Origin of the sequence: Streptomyces cinereospinus (assembly GCF_042430725.1) — a bacterium.
Lineage (GTDB): Bacteria > Actinomycetota > Actinomycetes > Streptomycetales > Streptomycetaceae > Streptomyces > Streptomyces cinereospinus.
Genome location: NZ_JBHMCY010000061.1, coordinates 14,410 through 32,816, shown reverse-complemented (window position 1 = coordinate 32,816; position 18,407 = coordinate 14,410). Strand labels below are relative to the sequence as shown.

20 protein-coding genes and 1 pseudogene are annotated in these 18,407 nt (G+C 69.9%); 13 read left to right on the top strand and 8 right to left on the bottom strand.

Annotated elements, in window-relative coordinates:
• Positions 1-355 precede the first annotated feature (355 nt).
• From ACFF45_RS26425 to ACFF45_RS26415, 3 genes are all read right to left on the bottom strand, one after another.
• The gene (locus tag ACFF45_RS26425) at positions 356-853 is read right to left on the bottom strand and encodes a MarR family winged helix-turn-helix transcriptional regulator (protein ID WP_381348994.1); all 498 of its coding nucleotides are present in this window, start codon (positions 851-853) and stop codon (positions 356-358) included.
• A gap of 57 nt (positions 854-910) precedes the next feature.
• Positions 911-1,960, bottom strand: coding sequence for an ABC transporter permease (locus ACFF45_RS26420; protein ID WP_381348992.1), 1,050 nt, complete (start codon positions 1,958-1,960; stop codon positions 911-913).
• Positions 1,961-2,254: 294 nt separating this feature from the next.
• Positions 2,255-2,569, bottom strand: coding sequence for a helix-turn-helix domain-containing protein (locus ACFF45_RS26415; RefSeq protein WP_381348991.1), 315 nt, complete (start codon positions 2,567-2,569; stop codon positions 2,255-2,257).
• 162 nt (positions 2,570-2,731) lie between these two features.
• Between ACFF45_RS26415 and ACFF45_RS35675 the strand changes: the two are divergent.
• The 6 genes and pseudogenes from ACFF45_RS35675 to ACFF45_RS26390 form a co-directional block, all read left to right on the top strand.
• Positions 2,732-2,899 (top strand): annotated as a pseudogene (locus tag ACFF45_RS35675) (luciferase domain-containing protein); the annotation flags it as partial.
• Positions 2,900-3,052: 153 nt separating this feature from the next.
• Complete coding sequence (locus tag ACFF45_RS26410) at positions 3,053-4,003, top strand: cupin domain-containing protein (RefSeq protein ID WP_381348990.1); 951 nt, start codon at positions 3,053-3,055, stop codon at positions 4,001-4,003.
• On the top strand, positions 4,000-4,503 hold the full coding sequence (locus ACFF45_RS26405; RefSeq protein WP_381348988.1) for an HpcH/HpaI aldolase family protein: 504 nt from the start codon (positions 4,000-4,002) through the stop codon (positions 4,501-4,503). The genes ACFF45_RS26410 and ACFF45_RS26405 overlap by 4 nt, the downstream gene beginning before the upstream one ends.
• Positions 4,503-4,802, top strand: a complete 300-nt coding sequence (locus ACFF45_RS26400; protein ID WP_381348987.1) for an HpcH/HpaI aldolase family protein — start codon at positions 4,503-4,505, stop codon at positions 4,800-4,802. Before ACFF45_RS26405 ends, ACFF45_RS26400 begins: the two co-directional genes overlap by 1 nt.
• Positions 4,803-4,858: 56 nt before the next feature.
• Entirely contained in the window at positions 4,859-5,290 is a 432-nt protein-coding gene (locus tag ACFF45_RS26395; protein WP_381348985.1) for a nuclear transport factor 2 family protein, read from the top strand.
• A gap of 105 nt (positions 5,291-5,395) precedes the next feature.
• Positions 5,396-6,667: a DUF3500 domain-containing protein gene (locus ACFF45_RS26390; protein ID WP_381348983.1), complete on the top strand. Its 1,272-nt coding sequence runs from the start codon at positions 5,396-5,398 to the stop codon at positions 6,665-6,667.
• A gap of 362 nt (positions 6,668-7,029) precedes the next feature.
• Here ACFF45_RS26390 and ACFF45_RS26385 read toward each other — a convergent pair whose 3' ends face one another.
• A complete protein-coding gene (locus tag ACFF45_RS26385; protein ID WP_381348982.1) occupies positions 7,030-8,301 on the bottom strand; it encodes an MFS transporter in 1,272 nt (423 codons plus the stop codon).
• A 294-nt stretch (positions 8,302-8,595) separates the two neighbouring features.
• Between ACFF45_RS26385 and ACFF45_RS26380 the strand changes: the two genes are divergently transcribed.
• Positions 8,596-9,801, top strand: a complete 1,206-nt coding sequence (locus ACFF45_RS26380; protein ID WP_381348981.1) for an acyltransferase family protein — start codon at positions 8,596-8,598, stop codon at positions 9,799-9,801.
• 145 nt (positions 9,802-9,946) lie between these two features.
• Here the strand turns inward: ACFF45_RS26380 and ACFF45_RS26375 are convergent, their stop codons facing one another.
• From ACFF45_RS26375 to ACFF45_RS26360, 4 genes are all read right to left on the bottom strand, one after another.
• Positions 9,947-10,708, bottom strand: coding sequence for an NADPH-dependent F420 reductase (locus tag ACFF45_RS26375; RefSeq protein ID WP_381348980.1), 762 nt, complete (start codon positions 10,706-10,708; stop codon positions 9,947-9,949).
• Between the two features lie 3 nt (positions 10,709-10,711).
• Complete coding sequence (locus ACFF45_RS26370; protein WP_381348979.1) at positions 10,712-11,722, bottom strand: beta-ketoacyl-ACP synthase III; 1,011 nt, start codon at positions 11,720-11,722, stop codon at positions 10,712-10,714.
• Between the two features lie 336 nt (positions 11,723-12,058).
• The gene (locus ACFF45_RS26365) at positions 12,059-12,886 is read right to left on the bottom strand and encodes a helix-turn-helix transcriptional regulator (protein WP_381348978.1); all 828 of its coding nucleotides are present in this window, start codon (positions 12,884-12,886) and stop codon (positions 12,059-12,061) included.
• A 136-nt stretch (positions 12,887-13,022) separates the two neighbouring features.
• Positions 13,023-13,847 carry a thioesterase II family protein gene (locus ACFF45_RS26360; RefSeq protein WP_381348976.1) on the bottom strand — a complete coding sequence of 275 codons (825 nt, stop codon included), beginning with the start codon at positions 13,845-13,847 and terminating at the stop codon, positions 13,023-13,025.
• 527 nt (positions 13,848-14,374) lie between these two features.
• Here ACFF45_RS26360 and ACFF45_RS26355 point away from each other — a divergent pair.
• The 6 genes from ACFF45_RS26355 to ACFF45_RS26330 all read left to right on the top strand — a co-directional run bounded on the left by ACFF45_RS26355 (position 14,375) and on the right by ACFF45_RS26330 (position 18,358).
• On the top strand, positions 14,375-15,133 hold the full coding sequence (locus tag ACFF45_RS26355) for a helix-turn-helix transcriptional regulator (protein ID WP_381348975.1): 759 nt from the start codon (positions 14,375-14,377) through the stop codon (positions 15,131-15,133).
• 237 nt (positions 15,134-15,370) lie between these two features.
• Positions 15,371-15,613 (top strand): phosphopantetheine-binding protein, encoded by a 243-nt coding sequence (locus tag ACFF45_RS26350; RefSeq protein WP_381348974.1) that lies wholly within the window; start codon positions 15,371-15,373, stop codon positions 15,611-15,613.
• 137 nt (positions 15,614-15,750) lie between these two features.
• Positions 15,751-16,371 (top strand): hypothetical protein, encoded by a 621-nt coding sequence (locus ACFF45_RS26345; protein ID WP_381348973.1) that lies wholly within the window; start codon positions 15,751-15,753, stop codon positions 16,369-16,371.
• On the top strand, positions 16,364-17,257 hold the full coding sequence (locus ACFF45_RS26340) for a hypothetical protein (protein ID WP_381348971.1): 894 nt from the start codon (positions 16,364-16,366) through the stop codon (positions 17,255-17,257). Before ACFF45_RS26345 ends, ACFF45_RS26340 begins: the two co-directional genes overlap by 8 nt.
• 42 nt (positions 17,258-17,299) lie before the next feature.
• A complete protein-coding gene (locus tag ACFF45_RS26335; protein ID WP_356023002.1) occupies positions 17,300-17,518 on the top strand; it encodes a tautomerase family protein in 219 nt (72 codons plus the stop codon).
• Between the two features lie 24 nt (positions 17,519-17,542).
• Positions 17,543-18,358 carry an AfsA-related hotdog domain-containing protein gene (locus ACFF45_RS26330; protein WP_381348970.1) on the top strand — a complete coding sequence of 272 codons (816 nt, stop codon included), beginning with the start codon at positions 17,543-17,545 and terminating at the stop codon, positions 18,356-18,358.
• Positions 18,359-18,407: the final 49 nt, after the last annotated feature.

The following is an 18,407-nucleotide window of genomic DNA, read 5'->3' as shown; positions in this document are numbered from 1 at the left end:
GGTGGGGCGAGGGATGCGGCCGGAGCCGTAAAGGCCCTCGATACTTCGAGCGGGATGATCAGGACATGCGCGGCGCCCCGGAGGGCGGCCGCGCACACGACCGTCTCGGTGCGCTTGGCTGTGTTGACGAGATCGGAGAGCGCCTGCAGGCGGCTCCAGGGAGTGGTCCGGGTCCCTGTTGCTCTGGTATGCCGCTGAGAACTGGCAGCGGGCAGGTGCGTCGGGTCCGAACCGCGGTGACGTCGAGCGCATGGTGGCCGTAGGCGGCGAAAGGCAGGGGCAATCGACGCGAGCCCTCCCGCCACGGAGGGCTCAGCTCACCGGCCCGCGACCTGACCCGCGCGAAACCTGCCGCTCACGGCCGCTCCCGCCCGGTCAGGGCCTCCGGCCGGACTCCCTCGCTCCGGACGCCCGGAGCGAGGGAGTCCGGGTTCAGTTCCTCGACCAGGCGGTACAGCAGACGGCGCAGGGTCGCACTGTCCGCCGCAGGCAAGTGCGAGGTCGCCTCGGCTGTGATGCGGCCGGCGACCGCGTCGGCACGGGTGCCTACGGCGTGCCCCTCCTCGGTGGCGAACAGACACATGCTGCGGCGGCTCGTCGGATGCGGCTCCCGGCGCAGCAGCCCTCGCCCGATGAGATGGTTCACCGCGGCCCCCATCGACTGGGCCGTGACGCCGGAACGACGCGCGATGTCTGCCGAGGAGAGCCCCGGAGTGCGCACGGTGTGCAGCAGGGCGTTGTACTGCGCCAGCGTCAGGTCCAGCGCCCGCAGCTCCCGCTCCAGCCTTCCGGCGATGTTCTGCGAGAGCTGCCAGGCGAGGTATCCGATGGTGGGAAACACGGTGTCCGTCACCTCTCCAGTCTAGGAACGGGTATGTCGCGGCCGACGGGAGCGTCCGGGCCCGCCGCGTCAGGCGGCGGCCCTGCGGCGCGGGATGTGCGAGTCGCGCCAGTACAGCGCCGCCGCGGTGACCAGGGCCCATGCCGCCAGGATCAGGACACCGACAAGCAGGCCGTCGTTGTCGAAGTGCGACAGACCCTGCAGGGCGCGCACACCGACTCCCACCGGGAGGATCTCGGACATCGGAAGCAGCCAGTCCGGGAGGTAGGCCGGCGGCAGTGTGCCACCACTGGTCGCGTTGCCGAAGGTCAGCAGGACGATGGAGGCCAGCGACATGCCGGCCTTGCCGAACAGTCGCATGAACGCCATGGTCGTGCCGCCGACGGCCGCGGCCATCAGGGCGACGACTCCCGCGATCCCCAGGAAGGAGCCGGGCAGCGCCGCGAACCCGAGGCTGCCGGTGATCAGAGCCACGACGACGCCGCCGAGCACACTGAACGCGCCCAGGCTCGCCATCCGCCAGCGGTACTGGAGACGCGGCGCCATCTGATAGGTCATCATGCCGAACAGGAAGCCCGCCAGGACGATGCCGAAACCGGCGTAGAAGACGGACATGCTCCGGCTGTCGCCGGCCGGGGCGGGGACGATGTCCTGTTGTATGAGGCGGTCACTGCTTGCCTGGGCGACTTGGGAGAAGGCGCCGACGGCGGTGGAGGTCACGGTCGGGCCGTTGGCCCCGGCGTACAGCAGCTCGGAAGAGGCGCCGTCGCCCACCAGGTAGGCGGCGTAGACCGCGCGCTCCCGTACGGCCTGCCGAGCGGAGCCTTCGTCGGCGTACCCCTTCACCTCGAACCCGCCGGGCAGCCCGCGCTCCAGGCCGTCGGCGACCCGTTCGACCTGCGCGTCGGTGCCGACGACCGCGACCGGAAGGTCATGGGGCTGGGGGGCGTGGAACGCGGCCAGGAAGACGCTGACGAAGAGGGAGCCGATGATCAGCACGATCGCGACCGGGAGCAGGACACCTGTCAGTCCGGTGGCGCCTTGCTGCGCGGGTGCGGCGTCCACCACGTGGTGAGGGGGCGTGGGGCGCGGTTCGGTGAGGGTGGTGGGTTCGGGCATGGAAGGGGGAGCCTGCTCTCTATCCGTAAGGTGCCTTCTAATTTCTCTCTCTAACTATAAGGTACCTTATCGAATGCTGGGGCGGGTGGCGCGCGGCCTGCCGAGCCCGGCCAGGTGAGCCCCGGCCGGCCTCCGGTCCGGCGACGACCGGCCTCGGCGCGCGTCGACGGGCACGGGCCGATGCCGACGGTGCCTGCCTGCACCGCCCGGAGCTGCTGCCGCGTATGCATGGCAGGGGCTTCCGCAGACCGGTGAGGGGGGCGTCCTGCAGGCAGGCGGCGGTGGACCGCCCGGTCAGCAGCCGGTTCCCGAGCTCGGGGGCGTGCGCGGTCCTGATCCGGCGCTGTTCCCTGCCGCACTCCGGCGCCGTTCGGTATGTCTCGGCGGGCCGGCTGTACGGCTCTTTGACCTCGCCCAGGACCAGCGTCCGGGTCCGGTGAGCTGGGCGCGCCGGCTGGTGCGGCTGAAGAGTGCTCCGCCGACGGCGTGCTCCAGCGCGGCGACCGCCTCGCCGACGCTCGCGGGGCTGCGGGGGAGGCGCTGTGCGGCGCGGCCGAAGCGGAATTCCTCGGACACGGCGAGAAAGCACTCCTGACGGGGGAGGTCCACGGCGCTTCCCGAGCCCGATCGTACGGTCTGGCCGAAGGATACGGGCCGACGCGGTAGCGGCTCACTCCGCGATCCACACGCCCCGCACTCCCGAGGAACACTGCGCCGCCGTCGCCCTGAAGGATCACACGACCGCGCCGGCCGACCTGCGGATCACCCGGGGTGAGACCGCGCTTCGTGCACCGCGGCGACGGTTCTCCGCACATGATCCTCGCAGGCCCCGACGCCCGCGCCGTGATCGAGGCGGCCTGGGGCGAGCGTCACCCGCCGGCCGGCGTCGTGCCGTACCTGCCCGCCACCTGCCTGATGGTCCACTCACCGCGCGACCAGGCGGAGCTCCGGAATCCTCGAAGCCGCCGTGCGCGGCGCGATCCCAGTCGACCGCTGAGAGCGCGGGAGCCGACACTGTCGTTCGGCCTGGCCGAACGATGCGATCGGCAGGTGCTCATTGATCGGGCACGGTGCCGGACACATGCTGGAAACATGCCCTTCGCAGCAGATGACGCACGCACCGCCCTCGCCTCCCCGCCACGGGCGGACACCGACAGCCGGGCGCCCCGCCGGGCCCAGCTCCTGAACTGGCGCGAGCGCTCGCACGACGATGCGGGAACCGGCCCGTCGCGCGACCGCTCCCAGTACGCCCGGGGGCAGAACTTCACCGTCGTGCACACCGAGCTGACCGGCGGCGAAGCGGTCGGCGAGAGCGGCGTGCCCGACGAGCACATGGTGCTGCTGCCCCATGCCGGAGTCCGTCTGACGGTGTCGACCGCCGCCGGTGACGTGGTGCTCGACGAGCCGGGCCTGGTGATCGTCCCCGCCGGTACGAGCTCCGTGTCCGCCGACCGGGACTGCGCGGTGCTGCGGGTCTTCACCTGCCGGGCCGAGTACGTGGCCGGGCGCGCGGAGAACGCCGACCGGTACGCCGTCGCCGACCCGGCCGTCGCCCCGCTGCCGTCCGTCCCACCGATCCGCATCGACGGCGCTGCCCGGGTGTACCGCCTCGCGGACGTCCCCGCCGACCCGAAGCGGCTGGGGCGCATCTTCCGCACCGACTCGCTGATGATCAACTGGTTTCCACGGCAGGAGGGGCCGAGGGACCCCGAGAAGCTGTCCCCGCACGTGCACGACGACTTCGAGCAGGGGTCGGTGACCCTGACCGGTGACTTCGTCCACCACTTCCGGTACCCGTGGACGCCCCGGCTCAGCGAATGGCGGGACGACGAGGCGGCGCCCTGCTCCGGTCTGGCCGTCGCCGTCATCCCGCCGGGGGTCATCCACACGACCCGTGCGGTCGGGGACGGCGCCCACGACCTCATCGACGTGTTCGCTCCGCCGCGCGCCGACTTCCTGGCCGCCGGATGGGTCCTCAACGCACGGGATTACCACGACCCCGCGGCTTCCGCGGACACCAGCGAGCCGGGAGTCCCGGCGTGAGGACGGCGTCCTGGCCTGCCGGGGAGACGGCCCTCGGCACGTTCGTCAAACTCCCGACGCCCGAGGTCATCGAGGTCCTGGCCCTGACAGGGCTCGACTTCCTCGTCATCGACAACGAACACGCCGCCATCAACCCGCAGACCGTCTCCACCATGATCGGCGTGGCGCGCGCCTGCGGCATCGCCCCGTTCGTCCGGGTTCCCGGCCACGAGCCGCGTGACGTACAGGTGTTCCTCGACGCGGGAGCGGCCGGCCTGGTGCTTCCGCACGTGGACGACGCCGGGCAGGCCCGGCACGCGGTCGCGTCCTGCCGCTTCCCGCCCCTGGGCACACGCGGCGTGAGCAACTCCGGCCGCGCCGGGGCCTGGGGCGGCACCGGCCTGCCGGACTACCTGCGGGCGGGCAACGAGGACGTCGTCCTGATCGCCCAGCTGGAGAGCCGACGGGCGATGGACACAACGCCGCCTCCATCGCCGGCACCGACGGCATCGACGCGGTGATGGTCGGCCCCGCCGACCTCGCCGTCAGCAGCGGTCTCGCTCCCGGAGCACCCGAGCTGGAGAGCCTGACCGAGGCCGCCGAGAAGTCCTGCGCCCAGGCCGGTCACCCCCTCGGCACCACGGCACCCGACGGGCCCGGCGCCGCCCGGCGCTTCGCGCGCGGCTACCGCTTCGTCGTCGTCGCCACCGAGACCGCCCTGCTCGCCCGGGCCACCCGGGAGATGACCGCGACAGCCCGCCCGACCGGACCCGGAAACCACCCGGCCCCCGCTCGTGATCACCAGGAGTACCAGCGATGACGAACCCCCCACCGTCCGAACCCCAGCCGCGAGCATGGCCTCGCAGCACCGAACGCGTGGCACTGACCACCCACCTGCTGACCCTGGCGACCGCCCTCTGGTTCGAGGTCGACCACACCGACGGGACGGGCGTGTCCGCGTTCTTCACCGCCGACGCCGAACTGCGCTTCGGCACCCGCTCGTTCCACGGCTCCCGCGAGATCGACCACGTCTACGCAAGCCGCACAGCGCGCGGCCCGCGCGTCTCACGCCACCTCGTCACCAACCTGCACGTGACCTCGGCCGATACGACACACGCTACAGCCGTGTCCAACCTGCTGCTGTTCGCCGAGGACGGCGAACCGCCCCGGAGCACCGTCACCCCGGCCGTGGTGAGCGACGTGGTGGACGACTTCGTCCTGCGCGACGGCAGCTGGCTCATCCGCTCCCGCCACATCACCACCCTGTTCGCACCCCCCGACATCCAGCTGGCCGTCCCCACCCACTGACCCGCCGCGCGAGCGACCGCCCCAGGCGCCGCTTCGCCCGTACATCGCGCCCAACCGAACAGCCCGCCCCAGTCAAGCCGGCCACCTGACAGCGAAGGACCCGACATGAGCGTCGACCACAACCCGGACACCGCGCCACCCCGACCGGGAACCCCCGCTTCCGTGCCGCTTCCGCGAGCGCGGGGCGCCATGCCCGTGGTCGACGGCATTCTCCACGCCGACCTGCTCCCACCGGAGCCCGCCTTCGAGCTGACGGCGGCGATCCGCGGCCAGGCGGAGCCCTACGTGGGCATCACGGCGGACGGCACACCCACCCCGGGCCTGTACCGGCTCGACGACACGGGCCACCGGCCCGTCGCGGCGGTCGAGGCGGCCGAGGCCTACCTGGCATCCCTGGCCCCCTACGAACGGCATGTCGCCCGGCTCCCGATGGACTCGCCCCAGTGGCGACTGTGGACCAACGCCATTCCCACCTGGGTCCCCAAAGGGATGCGGCTGGAGCGCCTGACGGTCCCTCGGCGCGAAGCGGCCCTGGCCGTCATGGAAGCGAGCCTCAGCCGCGAGGGGTACGCACTCGTCCGCGACGCGATGCGACTCAACGGCGCCCTGGGTGAACTCATCGACGACTACCACGACACCCTCACCGAGTTCACCTACTGGTTCACGGTCTTCGGCGAGCCCACCTCCGGGGAACCCTGGGGCTGGCAGCTCATGGGCCACCACGTCGACGTCCACTGCGTCTTCATCGGCAGCCAACTCGTCATGGCACCCGTGTTCCTCGGCGCGGAACCGACCTCGTGCGACACCGGCCGCTACGCCGGCACCCGCGCCTTCGACGACGAGACCGGGCAGGGCCTCAGATTCCGCCGCTCCCTCACCGAGCAGCAGGAAAGCAGCTTCCTGCTCAGCCGCTCGGTGGCCGCCGCCGACCTCCCCCCGGAACTCGCCGGCCCCTGGAACGGCCGCCACCTCGCCGGCGCCGGCCGCGACAACCTGATCCTCCCGCCCGAAGGGATCAACGGCGCCGAACTCACCGCCGTCCAGCAGGACCTGCTCCTCGACCTCGTCCGCGTCTACCTCCGCCGCCTGCCCTCGGTCCACGCCGAACGCAAACTCGAAGACGTCGCCCGGCACCTGGACGACACCCACTTCGTCTGGCGCGGCGGCCACGACGACATCTGCGCCTTCTACTACCGCGTACACTCCCCGGTCCTGCTCCTGGAGTACGACAACCACCCCGGCGTCTTCCTCGGCAACGAAGAACCCGCCCGCTACCACGTCCACACCATCGTCCGCGAACCCAACGGCAACGACTACGGCAAGAACCTCCTCGCCCAGCACTACGCCGCCCACCACACACCCGGCAGCAGCCACTGACCATCACCCTCAACGACGCCGCGTACGTACTCGGCGACCGTTCTCACGGCCGCAACCACAAGAACGACGCGGCCCACGGCGACGTGCTGGACATGGCCCGGCCGTAGCGGAAACAGGTGTCTCAGACGTGCCCGAGCGCGCTGCTCGGCGAACGATGCCAAGTAGCGCGCTCAGCAACAGTTCCGAGAGCCACGTTGGGCCGTCCGTGAAGTGAATGGACAACGGCACGACACGATGATCGGCGGCGGAAGACCGGGCCCTGTCGGTCCGTGTCCCTGACAGACGCCGCCGGGGAGTGCCCGGCCTTCTCCAGCGGTGGCGAGTGACGGGCCGAGGCCCCACGGGCTTGCGTCCCCGGCCCGTTACGCCGCCGTGGCGTCCTGCCTACGGTCCACGCCATGGACGCGCCAGCCTCCCGCCCCCACGGCCAGCACCGTCGCGCCCGCCGCGAACACCGCCGCCGCGAGCATCGTCGGCCGTTGCCCCGACGCGTTCGTGAGCAGCCCGCCGATCAACGACCCGACACCGATGGCGCCGTTGAACGCCGCCACGTACCACGAGGACGCCGCCTCGCTCTCCCCAGGGACGGCTTGCAGCACCCACGTCTGGAGCGCCACCGGCAGAGCCGCATACAGAACGCCCCAGCACACCAGCATCGTCACGGCGAGCGGAGTGCTCGCACCGCCCGCCCACATCACTGCCAGGACGACGGCCAGCAGACCGCTGCTGCCGATCAGGGGGCCCCGCGGCGCACGCGCCACCACCACGCCCGCCGCGAAGTTGCCCACCAGTCCGGCCGCACCGAAGACCAGCAGCAGAACGCCGATCGACGACGACCGGACACCTGTGACCTCCTCCAGGTAGGGCGTCACATAGGTGAAGGCCAGGAAGTGCCCGCTCATCACCAGCGCTGTCACCCCGATCGCCACCAGCAGGGTGCGATGGCGCAGGACATGAAGGAGAGTGCGCAGGTTCCCGCTGCCCTGCGCAGGCAGCGCCGGCATGAACAGCAGCGCCGCCGCCAGCACCGGCACACCGAGCAGACCCACGCACGCGAACGCCACGTGCCAGCTCGTCGACTGGCCTATCGCCGTGCCCAGCGGCGTGCCCGCGACCGAGGCCAGCGAGATCCCGCCCAGCACCACCGAGGTCGCTCGCACGGCGTGCCGCTCGGGCACCAGCCGTACGGCGATCGACACGGCGACGGACCAGAAGACACCGTGGGCCAGCGCCACGATGATGCGTGCGGTCAGCAGCAGTGGATAGGTGGAGGCCACCGTCGCCAGCAGATTGCCGGCGATGTAGAAGACCATCAGCATCGCGAGCAGCCATTTGCGGTCCATACGGCCCGTGAACATGGTGAGCGGCGCCGCTGTCGCCGCCGCGACCGTGGCGAAGCCGGTCACCAGAAAGCCCGCCGCGCCCACCGACACCGACGTACCGTCAGCGATCGACGGCAGCAGGCCGATCGGCAGGGTCTCGGTCGTGACGAACGAGAAGACGCCGAGGGCCAGCCCGGCCACGGCCAGCCAGCCGCGCAGCGCCGGGTTCTTCGCCGGTCCGGCGGACCGCGATGAGCGGGGTGGATGGGGTGAGCGCTGCGAGGTCGACTGTCCGGTCGCACCCTGGGACATTCCTGCTCCCGGTGGGATATTCCTGCGATGAACTATTCAGGGAATCGATGAAAGAGGCGGAGGATTGTTTGGTGGGTCGTTCGGATGATGTGGGTACAGGGCTATCATCGCGGGCGCACCGAGTCTTCTGGAAGTGTTTCCCAGTCATAGTGGCAGGACCACCACCCATCGCAAACTGCCTGGTAGCCGCCCTGATGGTGCTGGGAGTAACCGGATGAATGCACCCCTGCAGCAGAGGGAAGGGTCGGGTAACTTGCGCTTGTCCGGACCCCACATTTTCTGAGGAGTAGCTACGTGTCGACGGACCCAATGAGTGCGACGGGGCGCCCCCGGGTCACTCGCCTCAACACGCTCACCGGGCTGCGTTTTCCCGCCGCTTTCGTGGTGTTTCTCTACCACGCGGCGCTGCTCGGCTTCCTTGGCGTGCCCTGGCTCAGCCCCGAGAACGTGCACGACTACTACCGCTCCGTACACCACGCCGGCGCCCTCGGCGTCAGCTTCTTCTTCGTGCTCAGCGGCTTCGTGCTGACCTGGTCGGCTCGGGACACGGACACCGCGCCGCGCTTCTGGCGCCGCCGGTTCCTCAAGATCGTCCCCAACTATCTGGTGGTCTGGGCGCTGGCCATGGTGGTCTTCGCGGCGCCCCACACCGACATGGAGATCGGGCTGCTCAACCTCTTCATGCTCCAGGTGTACTACCCGGACTTCTCCATCAACTTCGGGGTGAACCCGGCTGGTTGGTCCCTGGCCGTCGAGGCGGTCTTCTACCTGTCCTTCCCGTACCTGCTCCACCTGATCAGGAAGATCCCGGCCAACCGGATCAATCTCTGGGTCGCGATCGTCGGCCTCGGCATCATCGCCACGCCGTTTCTGTCCACCCATCTCGCCCCGGCCGGGTCCGTGTTCATGCCCATGGAGCCCGAGACCTCGGTGAACCAGTACTTCTTCTCGTACATCCTGCCGTTCCCGCGGGTACTTGACTTCGCGCTCGGCATCCTGGTGGCCCGCTCGGTGATGTCGGGGCGCTGGCGCAACATCGGTATGGTCTGGGCCGGCGCACTGCTCATCGCCAGCTACGCGCTCGGCTACTTCACGCCGTATATCTACTCGTCGCGTGCCGTCTGCGTCATTCCGGCCGCCGTCCTCATCGCGGCCGGCGCCATCGCGGACGACGAGGGCCGCTTCACCGTCTTCCGCAACAGGGTGACGGTCTGGCTCGGCGACATCTCCTTCGCCTTCTATCTCGTGCACTTCACCGTGCTGGAAGGCGTATGGAAACTACTCGGCAGCAAGACGTACACCGCACCACAGGCCGCGGCCATGCTGCTGCTCTGCCTCGGCGTCTCGATCCTCGCGTCCTGGGCGCTGTACGACCTGATCGAGCGCCCCATCACCCAGCGCTGGTCCAACCCGAGGAAGAAGCCGGTGCCTGCCCAGCAGAAGGCGGTCCCCGTGGAGTCCCTGCCGCTCGCAGCCGGGCGGGCCGGCGAGGAGCGCTGACCGACGCCGACCAGGAGGAGGCGGTCATGCGACGACCGCCTGTCCTGTCCGGCTCCGGCCGGTCGGGACAGGCGGTCGCTGCGTTCTACCGGACGATGCGCGACGACGGGTACGTCCGGGGACGCAGCCGTCGTCGTACGACGCTTCAGCCGCCGATGCCGGCGGCCCTGCGCAGGCCGGCCGCCGTCGAGAAGTATCCGAAGAGCGCACCACCGGGCTCCAACGCCGCGGACTCGTCCAGGCCTCCGAGCCGTACCGGGACGAAGCCCGCGTCGTGCACGAGGCGTTCCGTGATCCGCAGCGCGTCCGCGTCGTCCGCGGCGACCGCCATCCCCCAGAAATGCCGCTGCCGCGTCCCGCGCGGCCACAGGAGCTCGTCCGGGAAGTGGGTGAACGCCCGCGTCACCGAACTGCCGGGCAGCCGCTTCGCCAACCAGCTGCCCTGGGTCACGTCCGGGCCCAGCTCGGACACGAACAGACCGTCCGTCGAGAGCCCGATCGGGCTCGTCGCGTCGATCACGGTCTTCCCGGTCAGACGGTCGGCCACCTGCTCCAGCAACTCCTCAAGATGCGGACGCGGCACCGAGAGCAGCACCACGTCACTCGCGTCCACCGCGTCCGGGTACTCGGCCGCCCGCGCTCGCTCGCCCGACTCCTCGACGAGGGCGGCGAGCCGGTCCGGAGTCCGGGAACCGAAGGTCACGGTGTGACCGGCGGCCAGCCAGTGGCGGCCCAGGGGGCGGCCGATGTTGCCCGCGCCGAGGACGGCGATGCGCAGCGGGGTGGGATCGGCCTTGGATTCGGGCATCGTCCAGCTCCTTGGTCTCTGTGATCGGTCACGGCGGGACAGCCGCCGGGCATGGCGGGCGGCCGCCGGTCTCCGTGCCCGGCGGCCGCCCCGTTGCATCGCCTAGCCCGCCACGATCTCCGGCCACACCAGGGCTGTGGAGCCCCAGGTCAAGCCGCCCCCGAAAGCGCTCAGCAGTACTCGGTCGCCGGGCGTCAGCACGCCCCGGGAGACGGCGTCGCCGAGTGCCAGCGGAATGGAGGCCGCCGATGTGTTGCCGACGCGGTCGAGGTTGACGACTGTCCGGTTGCGGGCCATGCCGAGCTGGTCGGCGACGGCGTGCAGGATCCGGACGTTCGCCTGGTGGCCGACGAACCAGTCCACCGACTCCGGGACCCAGCCGGCGCGATCGAGCACGGCCTGGGACGAGGCCGCCATGCGGGTCACGGCGTGCCGGAAGACCGGCTTGCCGTCCATGTGGAAGTACGTCTCGGCCGGGCGGGCGCCGGACGAGGCCACCGCGCCGGCCGGCTGCCGTGAGCCGCCGGCCGGGACGATGATGAGGTCCTTGAGCGAGCCGTCGCTGCCCAGGTCGTGTCCGAGCAGCGCGCCCGGCTCGGACAGTTCGCCGGCCCGCAGCACCACGGCCCCGGCGCCGTCACCGAAGATCACCGAGGTGGCGCGGTCCTCGGGGTTGAGGATCGTGGAGTAGGTCTCCGCCCCGATGACCAGCACGCGCTCGGCGATCCCGGCGGCGATGGCGCCCGCCGCGGACGCCATCGCGTAGACGAATCCGCTGCACACGGCGGCGATGTCGTATGCGGCGACCGAGTTCAGGCCCAGCCGGTGGGCGACATCGGGAGCTGTCGCCGGGCAGGGGTGATCCGGCGTGGTCGTGGCGACGACGACCAGGTCGACATCACCGGCGCCGGCCGACTTCAGCGCCCGCTCGCCCGCCTCGACGGCCAGGTCACCGGTGGCGGTGCCGGGATCGGCCCAGTGGCGCTGAGTGATGCCCGTGCGTGAGCGGATCCACTCGTCGGAGGTGTCCAGGGTCCGGGAGAGATCGTCGTTCGTGACGACGCGGGGCGGCACATACGTTCCGAGCCCGGCGAGGACCGCGGCCCTGCTCATATCGCCGCCTCCCTGTCCAGAAGTCCTACCCGTGAGAGAAGTCCGTGGGACAGCGCGAATGCCAAGGGGGCCTCCCTGATTGCCGGTGCCGGACGTCGTGGCCGGGCCCGTCGGAAGGTGCCGCCCCTCCGGTCGGGGGAAGGGGGAGGGACGGCACACGTGGCCGGGTACGCGGGGACGGCGCGGATGCGGCGCCGTCGCGAGGACGCACCAAGGCGTACGACCATTGTCAGGGGCCGGATACCGCCCTGCCAGACCGTGCCGACGCTGTGACTGGTCCCGGTGGTGGCGGGAACACCACCTTCCCGGGCCGGGCCGAACGCTGTCCCGAAAAGGTTATCGCCAGACCGGCTGTGAGCTGGGGGCTCCCGGCGGCAGGTACATCAGCAGCCGGACGGAGGAAGCTTCGTCGACATCTATCGTGTGCAGCGTGAAGGGGACGGAATCCCTGTCCGGACGGTTCAGCTCGACGGTCGTGGGCATGAACTCCTCGACCTCGTGACGGCCCCACAACTCGGCGAACCGCGCGCTGTCGGCAGAGAGCCGGTCGGCTATCTGCTCGTATCTGGGATCGCCGGCGAGGTAGGACGTCTGGAGGCGGAAGCGGGCGGTCATCTGGCGGGCCACCTGGGGCAGATCGACGTACTGGCGTCCGTGGGATCCCGTGAACAGACCGATCAGGAAGTTCTCGTTGCCGTCCTGACCCAGGTGAAGCAGCCTGGCGGCTTGTTCGTTGGCCGCGAGGACGTCCCAGTACCGGTCGATGACGCACGCCGGCCCCGATGCCTGGGCGTCGACCACCCGCTGAAGGACCCCGGTGTCCGGCGGGTCCGCACGCGGCGCCGGCAGCGGGGGGTTGGCGTCGGCGAGCCGGTAGAGATGGACGCGCTCGCGCTCGGTGAGGCGTAACGCGCGGCTGATCGCGTCCAGAATCCCGTCCGAGACGTTGATGGGGCGGCCCTGCTCCAGCCACGCGTACCAGGATGCGCTCACTCCGGCCAGGACCGCGACCTCCTCCCGGCGCAGGCCCGCACGGATGCGACCGCCGGCCGACCCCATTCCGACATCGGCGGGGGCAAGCGCGGCGCGGCGGCTGCGCAGGAAGTGCGTCAGCTCATTGCGCCGTTTCTTCTTGCTGCCGGACCTGGAGGTTGTGGTGTCCATGCTCACGGAATGTAGGCCGGACGAACACGCGATGTCAGCGGCGAGCATCACACGTCAGACGGTTTGCGGAAAGGTGCACCGGGGCAGGGGTGCTGGTTGCAGAACAGCGGTCAACCAGCCCGTGAACGGCCTGAGTTCAGCGCGTCACCGCTGACTGAACGGCACCCGCCTCCCTCAGGATCCGCCTCAACTCCGCGAAGAACAGCTCCTTGTGTTCTTTGTGGAAGAAATGGCCGCCGGGCATGACGCGCAGCGAGAAGGACCGCGCCGCATGGCGGCTCCAGGCCGCCGCGTGAGCGGCGGGAACCAGCGGGTCGTCGCTGCCGTGGAGCACATGGACCGGGCAAGGCAGCGGTCGGTGTCCCTCTGCCGGGTACCGGTAGGTGGTGCAGACCAGCAGATCCTGACGGAGCCGGTCCACCACGGCCCGCATCCGCCGGGGGTTCTCCCGCAACAGCCGGCCGGTCCCGCCCAGACCCAACAGCAGCTCGAGCGCTGCGGTGTCCGACAGGTCCACGGCCAGGTCGGGGGCCGGCAGATGTGGTGCGCGGTGGGCCCCGGCCACGAAGCAGACGGGCGGTCGGCGGCCGGCGGCGAGGCACCGCTGGACCACCCCGTAGGCGACCAGCGCACCCATGCTGTGGCCGTAGAAGGCGTAGGGCTGGTCGAGGGCTGGAGCGAGCCGTTGTGCCACCTCTCGTACCAGGTCACCCATCGTGCTGACGGAACCGGAGGAACCCGGTACGGACACCGACCGCGGGGGCAGGGAAACCGGCACCACGTCGATCTCGCGCCCGAGCCGGTGTCCCCAGCCCGCGAAGGACCAGGCGCTGCCGCCCGCATGGTGAAGGCAGAACAGGCGCAGCGGGGCGGTCTCGCCACCCACCACGACACGCTGGGCCATACCCGCGGTCGCGCCGCTCGCCGTGCCTTCCGTGGTGTCCCGCGTCGTGTGGACCATGACCGCCAGTCTGCCGCCGGCGCCCGAAGGGAGGGAGTGCCTGTCCAACCGGGTGGTGCCACCACCAGTGGTTCCGGTACTGGGTCCACCGCCGTCACACCGGACGGCGATTGCCGAAAATCGCTGTCCGGCTTGAAGCCGCCCCTTCCATTCTATTAAAAGTTAGAGTGAGATCCATTCCGGGCCGCGTGGAATCAGATGGCACCCCGCCGGGCAGTGCAGTCGATCAAGATGTCGGAATTCGCAGGTCAGCGGTAATGGCGCCGCCGGACAGAGGTTCAACCCGCCTCCTCAGCAGGACGCTTCGTGGGCTGCCGCCTCCGCGGAGACCGCCAGGACCTCATAGTGGAACGCATAACGCTTGATCCCCTGCACCACGAGGTGTGACGCGGCCTGGAATCAAGAAGAGAGGACGATGCGTGGACGCAACCGCACCCCCCCAAGTATCCGAACCTTTACGACGAGCGAAGCTGCGGCATTTTCTACTGACGCGCCGGGCGGCGATATCGCCCGAAGAAGTCGGGCTGGTGAACGTCGAGCGACGGCGCACCCCCGGACTGCGCCGGGAGGAGGTCGCGGCGCTCGCCGGTGTCGGGGTGTCCTGGTACACCTGGCTGGAACAGGGCCGGGACATCAATGTCTCCGAGAGCATCGTGCGCGCCATCAGCAACGCCCTGCGGTTGGACGGCTGTGAGCGCCGGCATTTCTTCCGGCTGGCCGGACTCAATCCGCCTCGGCGCACGGACAGTGAGTACCGGGACGGTGTGTTCCCGCACATGCGTGCGCTCGTCGAGAGCTGGTCCTCCAGTCCAGCCTACCTCACCGATCGGTACGGGCGTATCGAACTGGCCAACGCGTCCGCCCGCTCACTGTTCCGTCTCAACGCGAGCGGGGACAACTGCCTGGAGAAGTTCTTCACCGACCCGGCCACCCGGGCGAAGTATCCCGACACAGAGAAAGTGGCTCGGGGTCTGGTCGCCAATTTCCGGGCACAGTCGGTACGGTTCCCGGACGATCCGGAATTCGGCAGGATCGCGGATCGGCTGTGCCGGACGAGTCCGAAGTTCGCCGAGTTGTGGGACCGGCATGAGGTCGACGACCCGTATGAGAACGTGCGTAGAATCGCCCTCCCGCGCATCGGAGTGATGATCTTCGACCGAGTGCTGATGCGAATGCCGGAGTACTCCGAGTCGGTACTGACCGTGTACATAGCCCAGCCCGGCGCCGCTGCGGCCATAAGGGCGCGGGCGTTCGCGGGTGTCCACTCCCACTCCGGGGCCGCCTGAGCCATATCCTGGTGGGACGGCGGGCGCCGGTGCGGGATACCGGCGCATCGCCCCGGAGAGCGCCCCGTGAGATGGACCGGGCCGCGGCCGGTTTCGCGGATGGTGGTGTTGCCACCACCATCACGGGGAGACACTTCCTCCACCCGGGTCCAGCGCCCAGGATTGCATCTATGGGACGCGATGGGATTCAAAGCCCTGAATTCGAGGTCGGCGTTCCCACGACTCGCGGAGGAAGACATGGATGATTCGGTCGCCGGTCGCATCATCGTGCTCCTGACGGAACTGAACGTGCCGACGGCGGATGTCACGCCGGACACGACTTTCGAGGCCATGGAGATCGACTCGCTCCTGCTGGAGGAACTCGCCCTGCGCCTCCAGAAAAGCTACGGCATCGACATCGAGACGGGCGAACTCGTCCCCGAGCAGACCGTCGCCGAGGCGGCCGCGGTCCTCGCGGCCAAGGGCGCCGCCGTAGCCTGACGCGCTCCGGTGAGCGAGCCCGAGCATCGTCCCAGCCATGCATTCTCGCCATCCTTCGTGGCGATCCGCGTGCGCACATCCTCAACCGGTCGTGACGTCACACGCATTTTACTCGAGATTAATCGAGAGGAATGAAAATGTCCGCCACCTTGCTCATTCTCAACGAAGTCGGCGTCGCTCCCGGCAGGGCGAACGAGGTTCTGGCCCGCTGGAGCGAACTGAACGAGAAGGAACCGCTGGCCGGCCGCACCCTGTTCCGCAGCGCGGACGGTGACAACGTTCTCGAGATCACGCCCGTCAAGGACTACGCCGAGCTGGACGCGTTGTCGGCGGGCTGGCGGAGGCTGTGGGACACCGTCTCGGCGGACCTCGTCAGCGACTTCCGGCGCCAGCTCCTGGAGTTCGTCGAGGCGCCCAAGGACACCGCCGACCCGCTACCTCCGACGCGGTACGTCCAACTGCGGTACATCGAGGTCAAGCCGAAGGAGTACACGGCCTACCGCGAGTGGCGCGAGAACACCATCTTCGACGTCGTCCGTCGGGCCGAGCCGGTCACCACGTTCCTGGCCTACCACACGCTGCTCAGCACCCAGCCCGGCGTGATGTTCGTGACGGGTTTCGACTGCGATCCGGAGGAGTACCAGAAGGTCTTCACCTCGGCCGAGTACCGGGACATCGTCCAGCAGGCCGGCGACCGTTTCATCGTCGGCGGCGAAAGCGGTCTGTACACCCGCGTCTACCAGCGCGCCGATGCCTGAGACCGCCGCGGCATCCTGGACCACGACCCCGGGCGCCACAGAGACGCACGAGCTCAGCCTCACCACACAGGGCCCGCTCTACCCGCCGAGCGAAGTCATGGACGCCGACGGCAACTTCGTGGTGGTCGGGATGATCAACCGGACCACCCTGGACGGTGCGACCCGGCCCGAGTGGGGCGCGGCTGTCGTCTCCCCGGACAGTCCGCTGCCCGAGTTCGGCGCGCTCGCCCCGTACACCGTGGTACGGGAGCTGGACCCCGAACCCGACGGGGCTGACAAGGACATCGTCCTGTACACGCTTCCGCTGCCCTTGCCGTGCAACAACTACCGCATGGTCTTCGCACCGGAGCAGTTGCCGGAGGCCCACCAGGTCAAGCGGCCCAGCCACGCCTTCCACGAGGTGCCCATCCCGGACCTGCGCCCCGAGGACGGGCCGAAGGTCACCGCCCCGGTGACCTTCGGCGCCTGGGTGAGGGCGAGCGGCACCCTGGAGGTCGGGGTCACCTCCGACGGCCACCGCGGGACGTTCGGCTTCGAGTTCTCCCGGCTCGTCCCGAACAGCGTCTACACCGTGATGTCGCTGCGCGCCCGCGACCTGGACCCCGCCGGGCCGACCCGGCCGGGCCCGCTCGGAGTGCCGAACGTCTTCGTCACCGACGCCGACGGGAACGGCCGCTACCACGCGACCCTGCCCAACCCGTTCCCGGACCCCGGACTGCCCGGGGCCAACCGGATCATCAACGTGGTCGTGCTGTGGATGAGCTACCAGCGCAGCTACGGCGGCGCCATCGGCGAGTTCGGCCTCGGCGGCGACATCCACGCACACCTCAAGCTGCGCGGCGCGTCCTTCCAGGACCTGCGGACCACCGCCGCTCCCCAGTCCTGATCCCGCCGCACACCCACTGGCACTGAGCACAGGAGAAGCCCCATGCCCATCATCTCCGTCACCACCTGGGACGGTCAGGACGACGCCCAGGCGCAGGAACTCATGGAGGAGCTGACCCGAACCGTCCGGCGTGTCACGGGAGCCCCCCTGGACAAGATCACCGTATACATCCAAGAGGTGCCGCGCAGCCGCTGGGCTGAGGGCGGCGCCCTGGGCAGCGACCCCAAGTTCCCGGAACTGAGCCGCCGGCTCTCCGAGTGAGGGGCGCTCGCGGTGTCCTCCGAGATGCATGAGACCACCCGCCGCACCGAAGCCGAACCGGACACCCTCTTCCTTGTCGGCGATGTCTTCGCCGAATTCGTGCGGTACGAGGGTGTCATGACGGTGTCTCAGCTCACCCGGCAGATAAGGAAGGGGGCGTTCGCCGGCGCCACCGGCGCGACCTCGGTGACGCTCGGGCAGGGGGTGTCCCAGTTCGACGTCCAGTTCGTACGCGACACCCTGGCCCGGCGCGGCCTCACGGACGTGGTCGTCATCGACGACCAGGCACTGCGTGACCGTGCCGGACGGGAGATCGCGCACAAGCACCGGCCGGAGAACGTGCTGATCTCCCTGCCCCGGCGGACCGGACCCGCCTCTTTCGAGTCGGACCTGCTGGTGGACTCCGGCAATGAGATGATGTCCGACCACCTCACCGGCCAGCACGTGCAGGGCATGCTGGTCATGGAGGCCGGGCGACAGATGTTCATCGCGGTGGCCGAGCAGCACTACCTGCAGTCGGAGGCGGTCGGCGACAGCTACTTCGTGATCGACACCTTCGCCACCCGCTACCGGAACTTCCTCTTCCCGTTGCCCGCGACCGTCCGGTGCAAGGTCCTGTCGCACCGCTCACCGCACCGCACCCGTACGACGTTCTCCTGCGAACTCGCCGTGCTCCAGGGCGGATATGAGACCGCGGTGATGGAGGTCCGGTTCACTGCCTTCGACACCCAGGTCTCCCACGCCAAGGAGACCCGGGCGGCCGAGCGGTCCCTCAAGGACGCCGCGGCGATCCTGGCGGCGGCGAAGGAACCGGAATCGACCGAGGTTCGAACGGCGTGACGACAGTTCGTCCCGAGTGACAGACGGCGGCCCGGAGGCGCTGCGGGCC

Excerpts from the sequence above, each read along its gene's own strand:
- ACFF45_RS26330 (WP_381348970.1), top strand. The coding sequence starts at position 17,543 with ATGCATGAGACCACCCGCCGCACCGAAGCCGAACCGGACACCCTCTTC.
- ACFF45_RS26385 (WP_381348982.1), bottom strand. The coding sequence starts at position 8,301 with ATGTCCCAGGGTGCGACCGGACAGTCGACCTCGCAGCGCTCACCCCAT.
- ACFF45_RS26410 (WP_381348990.1), top strand. The coding sequence starts at position 3,053 with ATGCCCTTCGCAGCAGATGACGCACGCACCGCCCTCGCCTCCCCGCCA.
- ACFF45_RS26400 (WP_381348987.1), top strand. The coding sequence starts at position 4,503 with ATGGTCGGCCCCGCCGACCTCGCCGTCAGCAGCGGTCTCGCTCCCGGA.
- ACFF45_RS26390 (WP_381348983.1), top strand. The coding sequence starts at position 5,396 with ATGAGCGTCGACCACAACCCGGACACCGCGCCACCCCGACCGGGAACC.
- ACFF45_RS26345 (WP_381348973.1), top strand. The coding sequence starts at position 15,751 with ATGTCCGCCACCTTGCTCATTCTCAACGAAGTCGGCGTCGCTCCCGGC.
- ACFF45_RS26370 (WP_381348979.1), bottom strand. The coding sequence starts at position 11,722 with ATGAGCAGGGCCGCGGTCCTCGCCGGGCTCGGAACGTATGTGCCGCCC.
- ACFF45_RS26420 (WP_381348992.1), bottom strand. The coding sequence starts at position 1,960 with ATGCCCGAACCCACCACCCTCACCGAACCGCGCCCCACGCCCCCTCAC.
- ACFF45_RS26350 (WP_381348974.1), top strand. The coding sequence starts at position 15,371 with ATGGATGATTCGGTCGCCGGTCGCATCATCGTGCTCCTGACGGAACTG.
- ACFF45_RS26360 (WP_381348976.1), bottom strand. The coding sequence starts at position 13,847 with ATGGTCCACACGACGCGGGACACCACGGAAGGCACGGCGAGCGGCGCG.
- ACFF45_RS26375 (WP_381348980.1), bottom strand. The coding sequence starts at position 10,708 with ATGCAACGGGGCGGCCGCCGGGCACGGAGACCGGCGGCCGCCCGCCAT.
- ACFF45_RS26340 (WP_381348971.1), top strand. The coding sequence starts at position 16,364 with ATGCCTGAGACCGCCGCGGCATCCTGGACCACGACCCCGGGCGCCACA.
- ACFF45_RS26335 (WP_356023002.1), top strand. The coding sequence starts at position 17,300 with ATGCCCATCATCTCCGTCACCACCTGGGACGGTCAGGACGACGCCCAG.
- ACFF45_RS26365 (WP_381348978.1), bottom strand. The coding sequence starts at position 12,886 with ATGGACACCACAACCTCCAGGTCCGGCAGCAAGAAGAAACGGCGCAAT.